13 protein-coding genes are annotated in these 18,014 nt (G+C 62.5%); 4 read left to right on the forward strand and 9 right to left on the reverse strand.

Annotated features, from left to right (window positions below; all coding sequences use genetic code 11):
- Window positions 1-7: 7 nt before the first annotated feature.
- Complete coding sequence (locus tag ACVOLS_RS17870) at window positions 8-2,164, forward strand: methyl-accepting chemotaxis protein (protein ID WP_481546748.1); 2,157 nt, start codon at window positions 8-10, stop codon at window positions 2,162-2,164.
- A gap of 368 nt (window positions 2,165-2,532) precedes the next feature.
- On the opposite strand, the gene ACVOLS_RS17875 is transcribed toward ACVOLS_RS17870, so the two are convergent.
- The 3 genes from ACVOLS_RS17875 to ttcA form a co-directional block, all read right to left on the reverse strand.
- Complete coding sequence (locus ACVOLS_RS17875; RefSeq protein ID WP_481546749.1) at window positions 2,533-3,324, reverse strand: M48 family metallopeptidase; 792 nt, start codon at window positions 3,322-3,324, stop codon at window positions 2,533-2,535.
- Between the two features lie 53 nt (window positions 3,325-3,377).
- Window positions 3,378-4,286, reverse strand: coding sequence for a recombination-associated protein RdgC (locus ACVOLS_RS17880; RefSeq protein WP_481546750.1), 909 nt, complete (start codon window positions 4,284-4,286; stop codon window positions 3,378-3,380).
- 139 nt (window positions 4,287-4,425) lie between these two features.
- Window positions 4,426-5,355 carry a tRNA 2-thiocytidine(32) synthetase TtcA gene (gene ttcA / locus ACVOLS_RS17885; protein ID WP_481546751.1) on the reverse strand — a complete coding sequence of 310 codons (930 nt, stop codon included), beginning with the start codon at window positions 5,353-5,355 and terminating at the stop codon, window positions 4,426-4,428.
- 75 nt (window positions 5,356-5,430) lie between these two features.
- Here ttcA and ACVOLS_RS17890 point away from each other — a divergent pair, with 75 nt between their 5' ends.
- Window positions 5,431-5,625 (forward strand): YdcH family protein, encoded by a 195-nt coding sequence (locus tag ACVOLS_RS17890; RefSeq protein ID WP_481514344.1) that lies wholly within the window; start codon window positions 5,431-5,433, stop codon window positions 5,623-5,625.
- Between the two features lie 353 nt (window positions 5,626-5,978).
- On the opposite strand, the gene plsB is transcribed toward ACVOLS_RS17890, so the two are convergent.
- From plsB to ACVOLS_RS17910, 4 genes are all read right to left on the reverse strand, one after another.
- Window positions 5,979-8,600: a glycerol-3-phosphate 1-O-acyltransferase PlsB gene (gene plsB / locus ACVOLS_RS17895; protein ID WP_481546752.1), complete on the reverse strand. Its 2,622-nt coding sequence runs from the start codon at window positions 8,598-8,600 to the stop codon at window positions 5,979-5,981.
- A gap of 8 nt (window positions 8,601-8,608) precedes the next feature.
- The gene (locus ACVOLS_RS17900) at window positions 8,609-9,571 is read right to left on the reverse strand and encodes a hypothetical protein (protein WP_481546753.1); all 963 of its coding nucleotides are present in this window, start codon (window positions 9,569-9,571) and stop codon (window positions 8,609-8,611) included.
- A gap of 295 nt (window positions 9,572-9,866) precedes the next feature.
- The gene (gene pyrF / locus ACVOLS_RS17905; RefSeq protein ID WP_481546754.1) at window positions 9,867-10,595 is read right to left on the reverse strand and encodes an orotidine-5'-phosphate decarboxylase; all 729 of its coding nucleotides are present in this window, start codon (window positions 10,593-10,595) and stop codon (window positions 9,867-9,869) included.
- On the reverse strand, window positions 10,592-11,494 hold the full coding sequence (locus tag ACVOLS_RS17910; RefSeq protein ID WP_481546755.1) for a 5'-nucleotidase, lipoprotein e(P4) family: 903 nt from the start codon (window positions 11,492-11,494) through the stop codon (window positions 10,592-10,594). The genes pyrF and ACVOLS_RS17910 overlap by 4 nt, the downstream gene beginning before the upstream one ends.
- A 183-nt stretch (window positions 11,495-11,677) precedes the next feature.
- Here ACVOLS_RS17910 and ACVOLS_RS17915 point away from each other — a divergent pair, with 183 nt between their 5' ends.
- The gene (locus tag ACVOLS_RS17915) at window positions 11,678-12,343 is read left to right on the forward strand and encodes a YceH family protein (RefSeq protein ID WP_481546756.1); all 666 of its coding nucleotides are present in this window, start codon (window positions 11,678-11,680) and stop codon (window positions 12,341-12,343) included.
- Between the two features lie 6 nt (window positions 12,344-12,349).
- Here the strand turns inward: ACVOLS_RS17915 and ACVOLS_RS17920 are convergent, their stop codons facing one another.
- Window positions 12,350-12,868: a GNAT family N-acetyltransferase gene (locus ACVOLS_RS17920; protein WP_481546757.1), complete on the reverse strand. Its 519-nt coding sequence runs from the start codon at window positions 12,866-12,868 to the stop codon at window positions 12,350-12,352.
- 227 nt (window positions 12,869-13,095) lie between these two features.
- Window positions 13,096-15,078 (reverse strand): UvrD-helicase domain-containing protein, encoded by a 1,983-nt coding sequence (locus ACVOLS_RS17925; RefSeq protein WP_481546759.1) that lies wholly within the window; start codon window positions 15,076-15,078, stop codon window positions 13,096-13,098.
- 257 nt (window positions 15,079-15,335) lie between these two features.
- On the opposite strand from ACVOLS_RS17925, the gene ACVOLS_RS17930 reads away from it, so the two are divergent.
- Window positions 15,336-16,730 carry a tyrosine-type recombinase/integrase gene (locus ACVOLS_RS17930; RefSeq protein ID WP_481546758.1) on the forward strand — a complete coding sequence of 465 codons (1,395 nt, stop codon included), beginning with the start codon at window positions 15,336-15,338 and terminating at the stop codon, window positions 16,728-16,730.
- Window positions 16,731-18,014 lie beyond the last annotated feature (1,284 nt).

The following is an 18,014-nucleotide window of genomic DNA, read 5'->3' on the forward strand; positions in this document are numbered from 1 at the left end:
GTTCCCGATGTCCGCTCGCCCCCACGCCACGACGCCACCTCCCGACGCCTACTACACGCAGCTGGCCTGCGCGGCGGATCGCATGTTCCTGTACTTCGGCCTGATCCTTGGCTTGGCGTCGTTGGCGCTGGCCCTGTGGTCGGGACAATGGCTGCCGTTCTGCGCCGTCAGCCTGCCCTCGCTGGCGCTGATGGCGGTGCAGATCAAACTGGCGCCGGGCAGCCTGCTCAGCCGGGTAACCGTGGCATTGGTGCTGATGGCGCTGGTCGCCGCCACCATCCAGCAGGCCAACGGCCTGGTGGAAATGCACTTCGGCGTCTTCGTGGTGATCGCGCTGCTGCTGTACTACCGCGACTGGATCCCGGTGGTGGTAGCTGCGGCGGCGATCAGTGTGCATCACCTGGCCTTCTACTGGATGCAGGCGCGCGGCCTGCCGGTAACTGCGTTCGCCCCGGGCAGTGGCCTGGATATGGTTCTACTTCACGCACTGTATGTGCTGGTTGAAACCGCCTTCATCAGCGCAATGGCCGTGCAGCTGCGCCGCCAGGTACTGACCCTGGGTGCTGCGCCCGCGCGCCTGCGCGCGATGGTGGACGCAATCGCCAACGGTGAAAGCAACGCCGCCGTCGGCGACGATCGCCGTTACGCACCCGGCACCTTGGCCGATGGGGTACTGCGGATGCGTACCCAGCTTGAGCAAAGGCACCAACAGGAAGCCGCACTGCACCACGAGAACACCCAGATCCGTGCGTCGCTGGATGCATCGCGCACCGGCATGATGATTGCCGACAACGAACACATCATCCGCTACGTCAATCGCTCGGTGGTGGCTCTGCTGCGCAACCAGCAGGACACCCTGCGCAAGGCCTTCCCCGACTTCAACGTCGATACCCTGGTTGGCAGCAGCATCCACCGCTTCCACGCCAACCCGGCGCGCATCCGCGGCATGCTCGACCAGCTCAAGAAGGTGCACAACGGCCAGATCACCATTGGCCCGGTGCATTTCAGCCAGGTGGTGACGCCGGTATTCAACGCCGATGGAAGCCGCAGCGGTTTTGCGGTTGAGTGGCATGACCGCACCCAGGAGCTGCTGCTGGAGAACAGCGTGGCGGATATCGTCGCCGCCGCCTCGGCCGGCGCACTCGACCAGCGCCTGCAGACGGTAAGCGAGGCCGGCTTCATCCAGACGCTTACCACCGGCATCAACCAACTGCTGGAGGTTGTTGCCACCACCACCGGCGAGCTGCGCACGATGTTGTCGGCGCTGGCTGCCGGTGATCTGGATCACCGTGTTCGCGGCGACTATGCCGGTGACTTCGAGGCGATGAAGATCGACGCCAACCTCACCGCCGAACGCCTGACCGACATCGTTGGCCAGATCAAGCAGTGCTCATTGGCAATCAACACCGCCGCGCACGAACTGGCAGCAGGCAATGACGATCTGTCACGCCGCACCGAGCAACAGGCCGCAAATCTGGAAGAAACCGCCGCATCGATGGAGGAGTTGACATCGACCGTACGCGAGAACGCAGCCTCGGCCCGCCAGGCCAATCAGCTGGCGGTGGGCGCGGCCGATGTCGCCGCACGTGGAGGCGATGTGGTTGGGCAGGTGGTATCGACGATGCGGGCGATCGAGCTGTCGTCCAAGCGCATTGCCGAGATCATCGGTGTGATCGACGGCATCGCCTTCCAGACCAATATCCTGGCATTGAACGCGGCGGTGGAAGCCGCGCGTGCCGGCGAGCAGGGGCGCGGTTTCGCGGTGGTGGCATCGGAAGTACGCAGCCTCGCACAGCGCTCGGCCACCGCCGCACGCGAGATCAAGGAACTGATCGGCGACTCGATGGGCAAGGTGGATGATGGCGCCGCGCTGGTCGCACAGGCCGGCAGCACCATGAGCGAAATTGTCGGCTCAGTGCAGCAGGTCAGCGATATCGTCGCGCGGATTGCCGCGGCCTCGCAGGAACAGTCGGTCGGCATCGAGCAGGTCAATCACACCGTCGTGCAGATGGATGAAACCACCCAGCAGAATGCGGCCTTGGTGGAAGAAGCCAGTGCAGCTGCGCGTTCGATGGAAGCGCAGGCCAGTGCATTGGCGGAGGCGGTTTCGGTGTTTCGGTATTCGGCCGGTGGTACGCCCGAGGTGATACGCCGGGCGGGGTGAGGTTAGCTGTTGCTGTTGCTGTTGCTGCAGCAGGAGCAGGAGCAGGAGCAGGAGCAAAATCAGACGTGAAACCAAAAGCAGGAGCAAAGGCACCCCTGCCTAGCCCTCCCCTTGCCTGCGGCAAAGGGAGGGGATGGATCCTGCACTTGGCGGCTATTTCGACGCCTGCAGCGCCCGCTCTTCCCCCTCCCTTTGCCGAAGGCAAGGGGAGGGGTGCTCTTGGCTCTTGGCTCTTGGCCGTTGCTTTTGCTGTTGCCTTAGCCCTTCTCCCGCTTGCGGGAGAAGGGTTGGGATGAGGGGACGCCTTTGATCTTGCCGGTAAGGCCCTTGCCGAGCATGGCTCGGCACTACAGTGGCCTGCTTCGGCCTCAGCCCTGCGCCCGCAGCAGCTGATGCAAGGTGCTCTTCAACCTGCGGCCTTCCTCACGCAGGTAATCACGCTCATCACGCCACTCGGGGAAACGCGCCTCAACTTCCGCCCAGAACGCCGGCGAGTGGTTGGCCTGCAACAAGTGACACAGCTCGTGCACCAGCACGTACTCAAACGCAGTCGGCCGCGCCAACACCAAGGCCAGATCCAGGGCCATCGAACCATCCGGCGCCAGCGATCCCCATTGCGAGGACATCACCTTGGGCCGCAGCCGTGACGGCGCACGCGCCAAGCCCGGCAGATAACGCGGCAGCCACTGGCCGACATCGGCACGCACCTGCACTTCATAGAATTCACGCAGCGCGCGCCGCAACGCCGGTTCCCCGGCACGCGCAGGCAGCTGGATAGTCACTACTCCAGCATCCGCCTCGATGCGGGTAAACCGCCCTTCCTGCCATTGCACCGGCAACAATTCACCGCGCAACGGCAGCACACCGGGCTCGCGCAGGCGCAGTGCCGGTGCCAGCAAACCATCACCACCCAGCCGCGCCAACTGCTGCTGCAACCATTGCCGGTTGGCCTGCAGGAACCGCTCGCCGGAAACCAGGCTTGCCCGCAGCGGCATGGTCAGCCGTGCACCGCGTTCGTCCACGCTGAGTTTGAGACGACGTGCGCGCGGATCACGCACGCGCAGTACTTCGATCTCGGCATCGTCCAGACGCAGGCGCACCGTGTCGCGCTGGATCACCGGCGCGGCGGGGGTCATCAAACGGCGAAGCAGACTAACCATGGTCCCAGCATAGTCCCTACCCGGTTACGAAACCGGGTAGGTCAGCAACGGGTTCAGCTATCAGCCTTGCTCAGCTTGAATGCCTGCTCCAACAGCAGGAACAGTCGACGGATTTCACCGCTCTGCAGGGCAAAGCGAGCATCCAGTTCGGCGCGGCGGCCTTCTTCGTCGATGTGCTCGAGCTGGTCCAGCGCGCCATCGAGGAACTTCAGCTTGCGCACGATCAGGTCGTCGCCAAGCACGAAGGACAGGTTGTCCTCGAAGATCAGCGCCAGCTTGGTGACCTGCTTGCCTGCGTCCAGATGCTTGTCGATCTCGTCGCAACGCAGCTCCTGGTGCTGGCACTTGACCACCGCGCCGCCTTCGGCCGGGTCCTTCATCTCGCATTCTTCGCCCAGGCTCAGGCCTTCCGGCAGCGGCTCGCCGGCGATCCACGAAGTCAGGATGGCGCGTGGTGCGACTTCGGCATTCAGCGGCATCGCCGGGAAACTGCCGAGCATGCCGCGGATGTCGCTCATCACGTTCTCGCCGGTCTTGCGGCTGGAACTGTCGACGGCGACATAACCGTGCTGCAGATCGAGGAAGGCATCGGTGCGCGAGCTCTTCACGAAGGCGCGCGGCAGCAGTTCGTGCAGCAGGTCGTCCTTCAGGCGCTTGCGCTCACGGCCGCCGGGCTTGCGGCCTTCCTTCTCTTCGATCTCTTCCAGCTTGCGCTGCAGCAGATCGTTGACCACCACGCTGGGCAGGATCTTGTCTTCACCGCCGACGGTCAGCCACAGCGCATCGCCGATGCGGTGCGAGAACTGGGTCTTTTCTTCACGACCGAACGGCGAGATGAAGCCGCGCGAGGTCATTTCCAGCGCGCCGACCGGCTTGAGCACCACCTGCGGCAGCAGCGTGTCGACGTCGGAAAAATCAATGGAGGTAGGGAAACGGAACAGCGTGAGGTTCTTGAAAAACATGGATGTCCTATTTCGTATTCATGGTTCAGGGGCTTGCTTCTGCCTGCAGCAGAAGCTGCTCCGAAGAGCTTGCCGCCGTGGAGGCCGGCAGATGAGCGGGGCACTACCTGGCTTCAGACCACCGTAGCACTGCCACCCCTCATCCCAACCCTTCTCCCGATGGGAGAAGGGCTTCTTGATCTTGCGGCTTGTCGCCGCCATCCAGCCACGCCTGCGCATCGGACTGCGGCGCGTCTTCACGGCGACCCAGCGCCATGAAATCGAACAGCTTGGGATCGGCCAGTTGCGAGGGACGGATGTCGCCCAGCGCGCGGGAAATCTGCTCGATGCGGCCGGGCGTGTCCTTCTCCCACTGCTTCATCATCAGGCCGATCTGCTTGCGCTGCAGATTTTCCTGACTGCCGCACAGGTTGCAGGGAATGATCGGGAACTGGCGGGTATTGGCGTATTCGATGATGTCCGCCTCGCGTACATAGGCCAGCGGGCGGATCACCACATGCTTGCCGTCGTCGCTGCGCAGCTTGGGCGGCATGCCGGAAATCTTGGAATGATGGAACAGGTTCATGAAGAACGTAGCCACCATGTCATCGCGGTGGTGGCCCAGCGCGATCTTGGTGAAGCCATTGGCTTCGGCATAGGTGTACAGCGAGCCACGGCGCATGCGCGAGCACAGCGAACACATGGTCTTGCCTTCCGGGATCACCCGGCTCACCACCGAGTAGGTGTCCTGTTCGATGATGTGGTACGGCACGCCGACCGAGGCCAGGTATTCCGGCAGCACATGCTCGGGGAAGCCGGGCTGCTTCTGGTCCAGGTTCACCGCCACCAGTTCGAACGGCACCGGTGCCTTCTTCTGCAGCTGTAGCAGGATGTCCAGCAAGGTATAGCTGTCCTTGCCGCCGGACAGGCAGACCATCACCTTGTCACCGGCCTCGATCATGCCGAAGTCGGCAATGGCCTGGCCTACCTGGTGACGCAGGCGTTTGCCAAGTTTCTGGTGTTCACGTTCGGCCACGTGCGGATCACGGGCCCGCGGGGCGGGATCGGGCAGGGAAATGACAGCGCTCATCCGCCCATTCTACCGGGTCGGCAGCGTCCCTCACGCGGCCAGCGGCAACGTGTATGCTCAATCCCCGTGGAGACCATGACCCCCGAGCAGATCAGCCAACGCATCGCCGTCCTGCGTGCCGAGCACCGCAGCCTGGACGAAGACATCGCGCGCCTTGCCGCCAACCCGGACGACGACCTGGAGGCCAAGCGGCTGAAGAAGCGCAAGCTGCAGCTGCGCGACTGCATCACCAAGCTGGAAAGCATGCTGATCCCGAACGAGCCAGCCTGAACGGAACCAGGTAGTGCCGAGCCATGCTCGGCAAGGGCTTTACCAGCAAAGCATCCAAACGCAGAGCCGGCGCAAGCCGTAAACCAAAACCTACCCCTCCCCAGCCCTCCCCTTGCCTGCGGCAAAGGGAGGGAGCGAAAGCAGGTAGTGCCGAGCCATGCTCGGCAGGTGGTCTTACAAGCTATCCATCAGGATTGTAGGAGCAGCGTAAGCCGCGAAGCCGGCAGCGTTGAAATCACCGGCATGCCTGCAACCTGATCGAGCAGTGGCTTCGCGGCTTGCGCCGCTCCTATAGGACAATGGACTTCCGGTAGCGCTTCAGCGGAGCATGGCTCCGCTCTACGGGGCTTCCGTCACGCTGCTGGCGGCACGTCCGGCTTCACCGCTTCCGGGCTCACGCGCTCGATGGTGTGGCGCAGTTCGCGGCCGAGGATGAACTTGGCGTCCTTGGCCCAGGCATCCAGGCGTTCGTCGAACAACAGCTTGCTGTTCTGGTCCGGCCAGACCAGGCGCAGCTCGCGCATCTTCTGGATGAAGCCACGGAACAGGGTCTTGTCGAAGAACTCCGGTGCGGCCGGTGCGTACAGCAGGCTCAGACGCTGCGCGGCCTGTTGGCACAGACTTTCCAGCTCACCAGCGCCGAGCGTGCCCGGGCCGTTCTTCACCAGCACCGAGATGGCGATGTAATAGCGCTCGAACGCCTGTTGCAGCGAGTGGCCAATCGCACGCAGACGGAACACTTCGTCGGTCTGCCCGGTGCTGCGTGCGAGCATGCCACCGTCGTCTTCGCCCACATGCTGGAGCAGGCCTTCGCGTACGAAGACGTCGATGGTCTGGTCGATGCGCGCGGCGAATTCATTCTCGGTCCACGGCAGGAACAACTCCGCCTGCAGGAACGGGTACAGGCCGCGCCCCAGACGCAGCAGGCCGCCACGGCTCATGCGGCGGTTGTTCTGGAAGCAGCAAGCCACCCACGAAGACGCAGTGAACAGATGCAGTACGTTGTTGCGGAAGTAGCTCAGCAGCACCGCGGTATCGCCACTGACGCTGAGCACATCACCCAGCGGGTGCTTGATGCGGGTGAGGACGTTGATTTCCTCGGCGTGGGCAATGATGCGCTCGGGCGAATGCGGGGTGACCGTGACGCGGTCGGAGTACGGCATTTCCACCAGCAGCTTCTTGCACAGCTCGATCTGTGCGATCAGGTCGGCCTCACCCATCGCGTGCTTGGGCGTGGACAGCAGCGCCAGCGCCAGCAGGTTGATCGGGTTTACGTCGGCAGCAGCGTTGATGCGCTCCTGGATCTGCTCGGCGAGCACGTCGACGGTGCCGGCCAACCAGCCCGGCTTCTCGTCTTCGGGCACCGGTTGGCCGTCCCATTCGGGCGCCATTTTGGCCAGCACGTCGTTCAGCGCGATGGGTTCACCGAAGTTCACCACCACCTGGCCGTAATTCTGCTTGAGCACCTTGGGGATGCCCCACAACAGCGCCCAGATCGATTCCTTTTCCTTCGGCCGACCAGTGAGCTCGTCAAGGTAACTGTTGCCCTCCATCAGCTTTTCGTAGCCGACGTAGATTGGCTGGAACAGCACCGGCTTGCGCGGCTGGCGCAGGAAAGCGCGCAGCGTCATCGAAATCATGCCGCCCTTGGGCTGCAGCAGACGGCCGGTACGCGAGCGGCCGCCTTCGACGAAGTATTCGATCGAGTAACCACCGGCCACCAACTGCGCGACGTATTCACTGAGCACCGCCGAGTACAGCGCGTTGCCCTTGATCGAGCGGCGGATGAAAAACGCGCCGCCTTTGCGCAGCAGGGTGCCGACCACCGGCAGGTTGAGGTTGATGCCGGCCACGATGTGCGGCGGCACGATGCCACGGTCGTACAGCAGGTAGCTCAGCAGCAGGTAGTCCATGTGGCTGCGATGGCTGGGCACGTAGATGATTTCGTGGCCAGGCGCGGCTTCCTTGAACTTGTCCAGGTGATGCACCAGCACGCCGGCATAGATGCGGTTCCAGACGTGGCTGAGCATGAAGCTGGCCGAACGCACCACCGGGGTGGAGTAGTCGGCGGCGATTTCCCAGGCGTAGCCCTGCGCCTTCTTCCAGGCGTCAGTGGTCTTGGAGTTGTCGCGCTTTGCCTGCACGGCGATGGCTTCGCGCACCGAATCAGCTTCCAGCACCTTGTCCACCAACAGGCGGCGGGTGGAAAGATCCGGGCCGATGATCGATTCGCGGATACGGCGGAAATGGGTGCGCAGCACGCGCTGCAGCTTGCGTACGGTCCGCTCGGGCTCCAGGCCCTCGTCGACGGTGCCGCGCAGCGAAACCGGCGGGGCGAAGCGGACGATGGTGTCGCGACCGTTGAGCAGGATCGCCAGCAGGCGGCGGAAGCGGCCGACCAGCGCCCAGTTTTCCGAGAACAGCACCGCGAACCAGCCGCTCTGCTTGTCCGGGGCGCGGCCGACGAAGATCGACACCGGCACCAGGTGCACGTCCAGGCCCGGATTGATACGGTGCGCCTGCAGCAGCTTGGCCAGCGAATCGGAATGGGTCTTGGCACCGCGCTGCTCGGGGATCAGTGCGCTGTTGCTGGAACGCCGCGACAGCGCCACGTAGGCGCGCTTGCGCCCGGTCGGGTCGCCGGCCAGCGGTACCAGCGGCGACGGCAGGCCGGCATCACGGCAGGCCTTGTCCAGGATCAGTGCGTTGGACAGGCCGTAGTCCTCCAGCACGTACACCACCGGGCGGCCATCGTTGTGCTGGCCGGCCTGCTCGGGCTCGATCTTCAGGCCCAGCCAGGGCTCGATCAGCTTGCCCAGCAGGCGCGCCCACCACGGGCGACGCGCGGCACGGGCCGCCGGTGACGGTCGCGCAGAGGCGCCCGGCACAATGGCAGCAGGAGTGGCGGGCGTCGCGTTGGCGTCGTCCGGCGGCAGCAGTTCACCCTGATCGGGCTGGGATTTCTGTTTCGACATCGGCGCCATTATGGCTTAGCCGCCGCTGCGGCGTTGTCTGGTATTTCCGGAGCTGTAGTTTCAGCTGGCTGCAAGGCATCGGCCTTGGCCTGTTCGGCAGCGCGTGCGGCCACCAACACGGCATCCACATCGCTGAGCGTGCGTGCCAGATACCAGCGCTTGTCGTGGCGTACCAGGGCAACTTCAAGATCCAGCTGCTTGCCCGCCAGCGGGTACTGCACACGTACGGTGGCGCGGTCGCCGTCCTGTGAGACCAGGCCGGTACGCATCTGCTCCACGCTTTCATCCAGCTTCAGGCCATAGGCTGCCAGCACTTGCTTGCTGGCCGCGGCGAACGGGCCGAGTTTCTGCAGGCTGCCGGTCATGCCAGCCTGCTGGAAGGCCTTCTCATCGGCCAGACCGGTGGCACGGGCGGCAGCAGTGAGGGTGGCAATCGAGGTCTGCGCCAGCTTGGGGTCCGGCAGCGGTGCGGCCTGGGCCCAGTCGCTGAGCGCGGTGACCAGCTGCACGTAGTGCGCACGTTCGGCCGCGTTGTAGTCACCTTGATGGCTGATGTACTGCACGCCGAACAGGCCCAGCGAATGCGCGGCCTGCCGCACAGCAGCGGTCTGGCCCTCCAACTGTGCCTTGAAGGCGCGCTGCAGCTTGCGCTCGGCATCTGGCTCCGACAGCGTGGCCAACAGCGCCGGCAGCTTTTCGTCCAAGGGCAGCTCGGTCAGTGGCCAGCGGCTATGGCCCTGCGCCCAGGCCGCTTCCAGTTCGGCGTATTGGGCCGGCGGTACCGCCGCGCGGGCATAGCCGACCAGGTCGTTGTTGCGCAGGTGTTGGGTCAGCTGGCGCACCGCTGCGGCCGGCTCGGTGGCGGCTCCGGGCAAGGGCTCGGCGTTGCGCTTGCAACCCGCCAACAGCGCTACCAGGCAAACCGAAGCCAGGATGAGGGTGTGGCAGCTGGGTAGTGAACGGCGTTGCATGACGGCGGCTATCCTCCCGTAGGCCAAGCATCTTGATGCCTGCCCGGTGACAGCGGCAAGCACGGCCGTCACGGCACCGAAGGGCAGCACGGAGGCGGGCAATTGCCCGCGCCAGCGGCTTTCTCGATTTTCCGATCCCGGAATAAAAAAAGAGGCCGCCCCGTTGCCGGTGACAGACCCCTCAAACCGACATGAAGCCGGTAGACATGTTTGACGCATCGCCGGCAGAGCCGGACGAGACGTAGCCTACGCGCCGGCTTCAGTTAATGCAATACTTCATTAACAATGCGATAAGTTATTGATTTAATTTGAATGAATCGGCAATTTCAAGTTGCATTGCCAATGCTGCAGCACGCGGGTCGGCAGCCAGACGGATGGGCCGGCCGACGACAATCGCGTCCGCGCCGTCAGCAAAAGCCTGGGCCACACCCACGGTGCGCTGCTGGTCATCGCCCACCGGGCCGCCGGGGCGGATGCCGGGGCAGACGATGGAGAAACCCTGACCGGTAGCGGCGCGGATCGGCGCGGCTTCCTGGCCGGAAGCAATCACGCCGTCGATACCGGCGCGCTGCGCGGCCAGGGCGCGTTCCACCACCACATCCACCGGTTCACGGTCGATACCCATCTGCGCAAGGTCCGGCCGCCCCATCGAGGTCAGCACGGTCACCGCCAGCAGGCGCATCTCCGAGCTGTTGGCGGCTGCAGCGGCTTCCATCATGCCGGGGTGCCAGCCATGGATGGTGCAGTAACTCACCGGCCACTGCGACAGGCGCTTGATCACGCCGGCAATGGTGGCCGGGATGTCGAAGAACTTCAGGTCGACGAACACGCGCTTGTCGCGCTTGGCCAGTTCGTCGAGCACATCGAAATACTCGCCCGAGGCCAGCAGTTCCATGCCGATCTTGTAGAACGACACGGCGTCGCCGAGCTTGTCCACCCACTCGATGGCTTCGGCCTTGCCTGGCACATCCAGGGCGAAGATCAGGCGCTCGTCATTACGCAGCGGCAGCGGTGCGCGGCTCATCGGGCCACCTCCAACGCTTCACGCTTTGCCCCGTTGCGCAGGTCCGCCGGCAGCGACCAGGCATTGTTGATGGCCGCACCTTCCCAGCCACCGTAGGTGGGGTTGGACAGGATCCACCAGCGCGAACCGATCCAGCCCTGGTACTTGTCCAGCAGCACATCACGGGCTGCCAGACTGTTGTCCTCGACCTGCAGGAAGTCGGTGAACTGGTCACCCACCTGCATCAGCACACGGTACTGCTGCGCCACCAGCTGGCGACGGCAGCCCTTCTCGCTGCCGTGTTCGGTGCAGCCCGGCGCCGGCGTGCCCAGGCCCAGATAGACACTGTCATCGGCGACCGGGAAGCCAACCGCGCGCAAGTTGGCGATGGTCGCGTCCTTCATCGCCGCGGTGCGGTTGCTGATGTAGATCATGGTCACGCCCTTGGCGGCGGCGGCCTGCGCGAACTGCACCGCGCCGGGTACCGGCTGCGCCTTGCGCTCATCCACCCAGGCTTCCCAGGTCGCGTCGTTGTAGCTGCTGCCGTCGCGCACCAGCCGCGCCTGGTAGGGCGAGTTGTCGAGCACGGTCTCATCCACGTCCACCACCACCGCCGGCTTCAGCTTGGCCGACTGGTGCTTGCCGCCCTCTTCCGGCAACAGCGCGGTCCAGCTGCCATCGGCAAGCGCCGCGTCGAGCTGTGCGCCGGCCAGCTTCCAGGTCTGCAGTGCGCTGGCCCGGTATTCCTGCGAACGCTGCACCCACAGCACGGCATTGAGGTTGTCGTTGGGGGCATTGGCCGGCGCTACGACGGCGTCGGCCGGGGCCGGCGAAACGCGGCTCAACGGCGTGGTCGAGCTGCAGGCAGCCAGCGACAGCACAGCGCCGGCAAGCAGGGTCAGGGCGGGGAATCGGGACATGGCAACTACCGGGAATCTTTGAAAACCGCGCAAGTTTACCGGCTCCCCGCTTTGCCCGCCTTGCGCGGTGAGCCGGGGTCGGAGCGGGGTTTCGGAGCGAAACTCCACTCCGACCCCGGTTTTAGCCCCGATTTCCGCTCTCAGCTATGCTTGCGCCCCCCTAGCAAGACCGGAGCCCGGACAGTGACCGACGCCAGCCAGACCCCCGATTTCCCTATCCTCGACGCCGCCCAGGCGCGCGTGCTGGGCTGCCTGATCGAGAAAGAGGCCACCACTCCGGACACCTATCCACTCACGGTCAACGCCGCCCAGGTGGCCGCCAACCAGAAAACCGCGCGCGAGCCGGTGATGAATCTGGAAGCCGGCAAGGTGCAGCACGCGCTGCGCCAGCTGGAGGCCCTTGGCCTGGTGCGCCAGCACTTCGCCTCGCGCGCTGACCGTTACGAACACCTGACCGGCCCCAAGCTCGACCTGCCACGCCAGCAGGTCGCCCTGCTCGGCCTGCTGCTGCTGCGCGGCCCGCAGACCGCCGGCGAGCTGACCACCCGCAGCGAGCGTATGGCCAAGTTTGCCGATGCCGCCGACCTGCGCCACCAGCTGGAACGCCTGCAGCAGCGCGGCCTGGTTGTGCAGCTGCCGCGCGGCGCCGGTCAGCGCGAAGACCGCTTCATGCACCTGCTGTGTGGTGCGGTGGATGTGGATGCGTTGGCAGCGCAGTACCGTGCGCCATCTGGCGCTGCCGCCGCGGTAGACAACAGCGCCCTGGAAGAGCGTGTGCAGCAGTTGGAAGCCACCGTCGCTGCCCTGCAGGAACAACTGGCAGCGTTGCAGGAGCAGTTGGGCGGCTGAGCCGGCTCAGGCGGGCGTATTGACGAACAGCAGCAGCTGTTCGTCCTTGCCCGGCAGCACCACGGTGCCGTCATCGCGGAAGCCGATTTTTTCCAGCAGCGCGACGGAGCGCGCATTGCCCTGCGAGACGATCGCACGCAGTTCACCCAGGCCGAGCGTGCCGCGCGCGTAGGCAAGTACGCCTTGCACGGCTTCCAGTGCATAGCCCTGGCCGGTGTAGGCACCCAGCAGGGCGTAACCAACATCCGCACAGGGCAGGCCCTCGCGCCGAACCAGCCCGGCATTGCCGAGCCAGGCACCGTCGCTACGGCGTTCAATCGCATACATGCCGAAGCCATGCGCGGAATAACTGCCAAAGGTGTGATTGCGCACGTACTCGCGCGCCTGCTCCAGCGTGCGCACACCGCGGTCGCCGATGAATTCGTGGAAACCCGGTTCGTTGAGCAATTGCAGCATCGCGGCGGCATCGCCGTCGTCGTCACGCAGCAGGCGCAGTTGCAGGCGTTCGGTCTGGATCAGGGACATGGTGGACTCTGCTGTGGCCCCCTCCCTTCTGCGCAGCAGAGGGGAGGGCTGGGGAGGGGTGCTTTTGATTTTTGCCGGTAGAGCCCCCTGCCGAGCATGGCTCGGCACTACCTCTTGAAGCAAAGGGGTTCTGTTCGCAGTGAGCTCCAATCAAAGCGCAAGACCGGGGCCAAAGCTACCCCCTCCCGGCCTCCCCCTTGGCTGCGCCAAAGGGGAGGAGACAAGCATCAATCAAACAGCGCCTGGATCGCTGCCAATCCGGCCTTGGCCCGCTCCTGCTTGTGCGCGGCATCGGCCACCGGATCGGCACCATCGCGCTGGATCTCACCGGCCGGAATCTCATCGAAAAACCGGCTCGGCTTGAGCCGGATGTGCTCGCCGAACTTGCGCGTCAAACGACTGAAGCTCATCCACAGCTGGATCTTGGCGCGGGTGATGCCTACGTACAGCAGGCGCCGCTCTTCCTGCAGATTGCCTTCATCCAGGCTGACCTGGTGCGGCAGCACGCCGTCCTCGCAGCCAACGATGAACACGTACGGGAACTCCAGGCCCTTGGACGCATGCAACGTCATCATCCGCACCTGGTTACCGCCGTCGTCCTTGTCGTTGCGCGAGATCAGCGCCAGCTGCGCGGCCATGTCGGCGGCGCTGGCACCACGCGGGCCGCTCTCGAACCACGACGCCAGTTCTTCCAGATTGTTGGCGCGACGCTCGTAGCCTGCGGTGTCCTTGGCCGCGTGACGCAGCTCGGCCAACATGCCCGAGTCCTTGGCCACGCGCCGCACCAGGTCGCCGGAACTCATCTGCCGCATGTCCAGGCGCAGCGCGCGCAGGATGTCGGTGAACTTGCTCAGGCTGTTCGCAGCACGCGGGGTGAGCTGTGCCAACGCCCCCATGCTTTCGGCAGCGTGTGCCATCGGAATGTCTTTCTCCGACGCCAGCTCGGCCAGCTTGGCCAGCGTGCTTGCGCCGACATCGCGCTTGGGCGACTGCACCGCACGCATGAAGGCAGTGTCATCGTCCGGATTCACGATCAGCCGCAACCAGGCCAGCGTGTCCTTCACTTCCTGCCGTTCCAGGAACACCGTGCCACCGTTGAGGTGATACGGCACGCCGACCAGCTGCATCGCTTTTTCGAGCGGACGCGATTGGAAATTTCCGCGGAACAGGATGCAGAAATCACTCCACGGAATCTTGCGACTGGTAGCGAGAAAGTGAATTTCCGCCGCCACCTTTTCCGCTTCATGTTCGCTGTTGCGGCACTCCCACACGCGGATCCGTTCACCGTCGGCCTGGTCGGACCACAAGGTCTTCAGATGCTCGTGCGGGTTGTGCGCGATCAGCGCATTGGCCGCGCGCAGCACACGGTTGGAACAACGGTAATTCTGTTCCAGCTTGATGATCTGCAGCGCCGGGTAATCCACGCCCATCTGCTGCAGGTTCTCGGGGTTGGCACCGCGCCAGGCATAGATCGACTGGTCATCATCGCCCACGCAGGTGAAGTTGCCGGCGGGCCCGGCCAGCTGCTTGAGCAACCGGTACTGGGCATCGTTGGTATCCTGGCATTCGTCGACCAGCAGGTAGCCGATGCGCTCGCGCCAGGCCAGGGCAATATCCGGGTGTTCTTCCAACACCTGCACCGGCAGGCGGATCAGGTCATCGAAATCCACAGCGTTGAACGAGGTCAAACGGGTCTGGTACAGCTCGTAGACCATCGCCGCATCTTTCTCGCGGTTGCTGCGCGCCGCCGCCATTGCCTGCTCGGGTGAGAGGCCGGAGTTCTTGGCCCGCGAGATCAGGTTCTTCATGTCCTCGATGTCGTCGGGCTTGGCATTGGTGCCACCCAGCAGATCCTTGATCTGCGCGCCGGCATCGTCGGCATCGAAGATGGAGAAGTTGCGCTTCAAACCCACCTGTTCATGTTCAATCTGCAGGAACTTCAGGCCCAAGGCGTGGAAGGTACAGATGGTGACTTCGGCCGCGTCCTCGGCGCGCAGGCGCTTGGCCACACGCTCGCGCATTTCCTTGGCCGACTTGTTGGTGAAGGTGATCGCGGCGATGCGGCGGGCCGGGTAGCGGCGGATACCGATCAGATGGGCGATTTTCTCGACGATCACGCGCGTCTTGCCGCTACCGGCACCAGCCAGCACCAGCAGAGGACCTTCGGCGTGCACAGCCGCCGCGCGTTGGGGGGGATTGAGGGAGTCCAGCATGGGGTGGTTTCAGTCGCAGGCAGGCAGTGTAAGCCATCGCCCGTGAGCGCCGGCTGGCGCGGTAAAATGGGCAATGGCCAAGCTCTAAAGCTACTACTATGCTTCGCCGGAGTTCGGATGCATCAGAAAAACCCTTGCAATTAAGGGGTTTCGATTGCACTGCCGTAAGAAGGCATCCGGTTCCGATACCCGGAATAAAGCCCGAAACAGGGTAGAAATCCGGGTAGCCGACAATAGCCCGTAGGAGCCTCCCTGTGAAGCGTTCACTGACTGCTACCACCGTGGCCAATGCCACGTTCGCAACCCTTCTGAAAGATCGCCAGAGGCCCGACAAGCCCGGGTTGGTCATGCCCAAGGACTCCACTCAGGGTCTTAAGCTCAACGACGGCGGGGGTCTCTATCTTTGGCTCACTCGCAACGGTGCCAAGAGCTGGCGGTATGCCTACACGCTCTACGGGAAGGAACGGACGTACACCATCGGCACATATCCGGAGATGTCCCTGAAGGACGCACGGGGCGCACACGAAGCTGCTCGCTCCCTCGTGCAGGCCAAGGTCGACCCCGGAAAACATAGGGAAGCGCACGCTCAACAGATTGCAGCCGCTGAGAAGAACACCTTTAAAGCTGTCGCACTCTCCTACTTCGCCAAAAAGACAAATCCGAACGCACCTGAGAAAGACAGATGGACGGAAAGCTATGCCATCAAGGTAAGCCGAATGATGGAACGCGACGTCTTCCCGCAGGTTGGCGCGATGAAGATTACTGAAGTCGGCGCAGCAGAACTAAGTCCCATCCTAGAAAGCGTAGCCGAGCGTAAAAAAGTAAAGATGACCTACGTCTTTGAGAATGAGGGAAAGACGCGCCTACAAACCCGCGTTCGAGTTCGCGAACGTGGAGCAGCCCTTACCGCTCTACACATCAAGTCATTGTGCAGTCGTATCTTTGCCCATGCTGTTTCCAAAGGACTCGCGCAAATCCACTTTGATCCAACGTGGGCACTAAGAGATGTTGTGAGTCGCCCAGACGTCAAGCACGCTTCTCATCTTGAGCTAGATGAGCTTCCTGCCTTTTGGCAGGCTCTAGGCGAAGTCACCGCCACTGAACGAGTGAAGATGGCCATCGAGTTGCTCGCGCTCACTTTTGTTCGCACACAAGAATTGCGCCTAGCCGAGAAGATCGAGTTCTTCGATATGGATGGACCCAATCCTTACTGGCTAGTTCCATCGAAGAAAATGAAGAAGCGCCGTGACCACCTTGTTCCCCTCTCCCCCCGAGCTGCCACACTAGTCAAGAAGCTAATTCTTCTAGCTGATCAAGAATCGTCCCCTTTCCTATTCCCCAATCGAACCGGGAAGGGGGGAATGAATCCAAACACAATCAATCAGACGCTATACCGCATGGGATACGCAGGTCGACTTTCGGCACATGGGTTCCGAGGTACCGCAAGTACGGCACTTAACGAAAAGAACTACCCGCCCCATCTTGTCGAGTTGCAGCTATCTCACTGGAGTACAAGCAAGGGAAACAAAACCGCCGCAAGCTATAACCACGCACAATTCCTTAAGGAAAGACGCGAAATGATGCGAGATTGGGCCGCTATCTTGTTTTCCGACAATTGCAACGTAGTCCCAATCAAGAAGATGGCGTAAAGAGATTATTGACAGACCCAATAGCTCGCCGTAGCTTTAACGCACAACGATCAAACGTCGTTCGTAACACTAAAACTAAGCCCGCAATGGAGTGGATATTTCGACCTGCGATTCTCGCGGGCCCCACTGCCATGCGGGCTTTTTCCGTTTTTTTGGAGCATCGAAAATGGCAATAACGTTAAACAAAGCGGTACTTACACAAATGGGAACTGCAAAGAAGTCCGCTGTAAAGACCATAGTACCAATAGTTCCGCTCACTCAGCCCGGAAGGCTAAGGGTCGGAAATTTAAAGGCGCTTTTCAATTGCAGTCATACGACCATCTACCAGCGAATTAAAGATGGGGCACTTCCCAAGCCAGATGGCTACGACTACCCAAACAGACCCGTCGGCAAGCAAGGCAGACCTTACTGGCTCAATCAGACGATTCTTCCACTCATGCAAAAGTGAGGAAAAAAAAGCCCGGATAGCTTTTACACCATCCGGGCATGCCTAGCCGTATCTAGGAGAACGCCGACGGTGATCTTGGCAGAAGCCGTCAACGTGAAGATGCTCCCTCTTTTACAACCACCGAGCAACATGCGGCGAAGAACATTGCAGCTTGCAAATGTCAATTTTGCAGTGCGCGTCAAGCTGCAACACCCAGAGGAACCGACCATCTTCTTCGCGTCATAAACATATTGAATCAGAGTGCCATGAAGCCAAATTCGCCTGCACACCCCTTTCAATTCAACAGCTACGACAACCAGAACTTGAACTACGCATCTATAGCAACTCATTGCAACACTGCCGGCTCCAGCAAACCCTCAAAGCTATGCCCCACTCTAGCCGTTCAGCCAAGCTCTCAAGTAAAACAAGCTCTAGAGCTTGGATGGATGGCCTTCGGCTTAGCTTTCGCGAAGAGCGAAGCGATTTCGCAATCGGTTATCGCTGCAAAGCTACTCAACGGTCTATCTGATCCGTTCGAGTACCCCGCGATCTATCAAGAGATGATTCACGATATCGAGACTCTCTCCGACGGAGACCTAAGAAATAAGTATCCCCTCGAATACAATTCACATAGGAATGCGAAGGCTGCACCAAAGACACGTGCAATCGCGTTCGACCCTCGGTTGATAAAATTCCGAAACTTCTTAAGACACATGGGCCCATGCCCAGCCGACCCAGATAGCGATGGTGGAGTTCCCAGGATTTCCTAGACAGAGCTAGCCTCTGTTGGGGGTAGCATTGGGAGACAGTCATGTCTGCAGGCAAGATCACCAGCAAGACCCGGCAAGCCTACAAAT

This window comes from Stenotrophomonas sp. STEN038 (genome assembly GCF_056759895.1).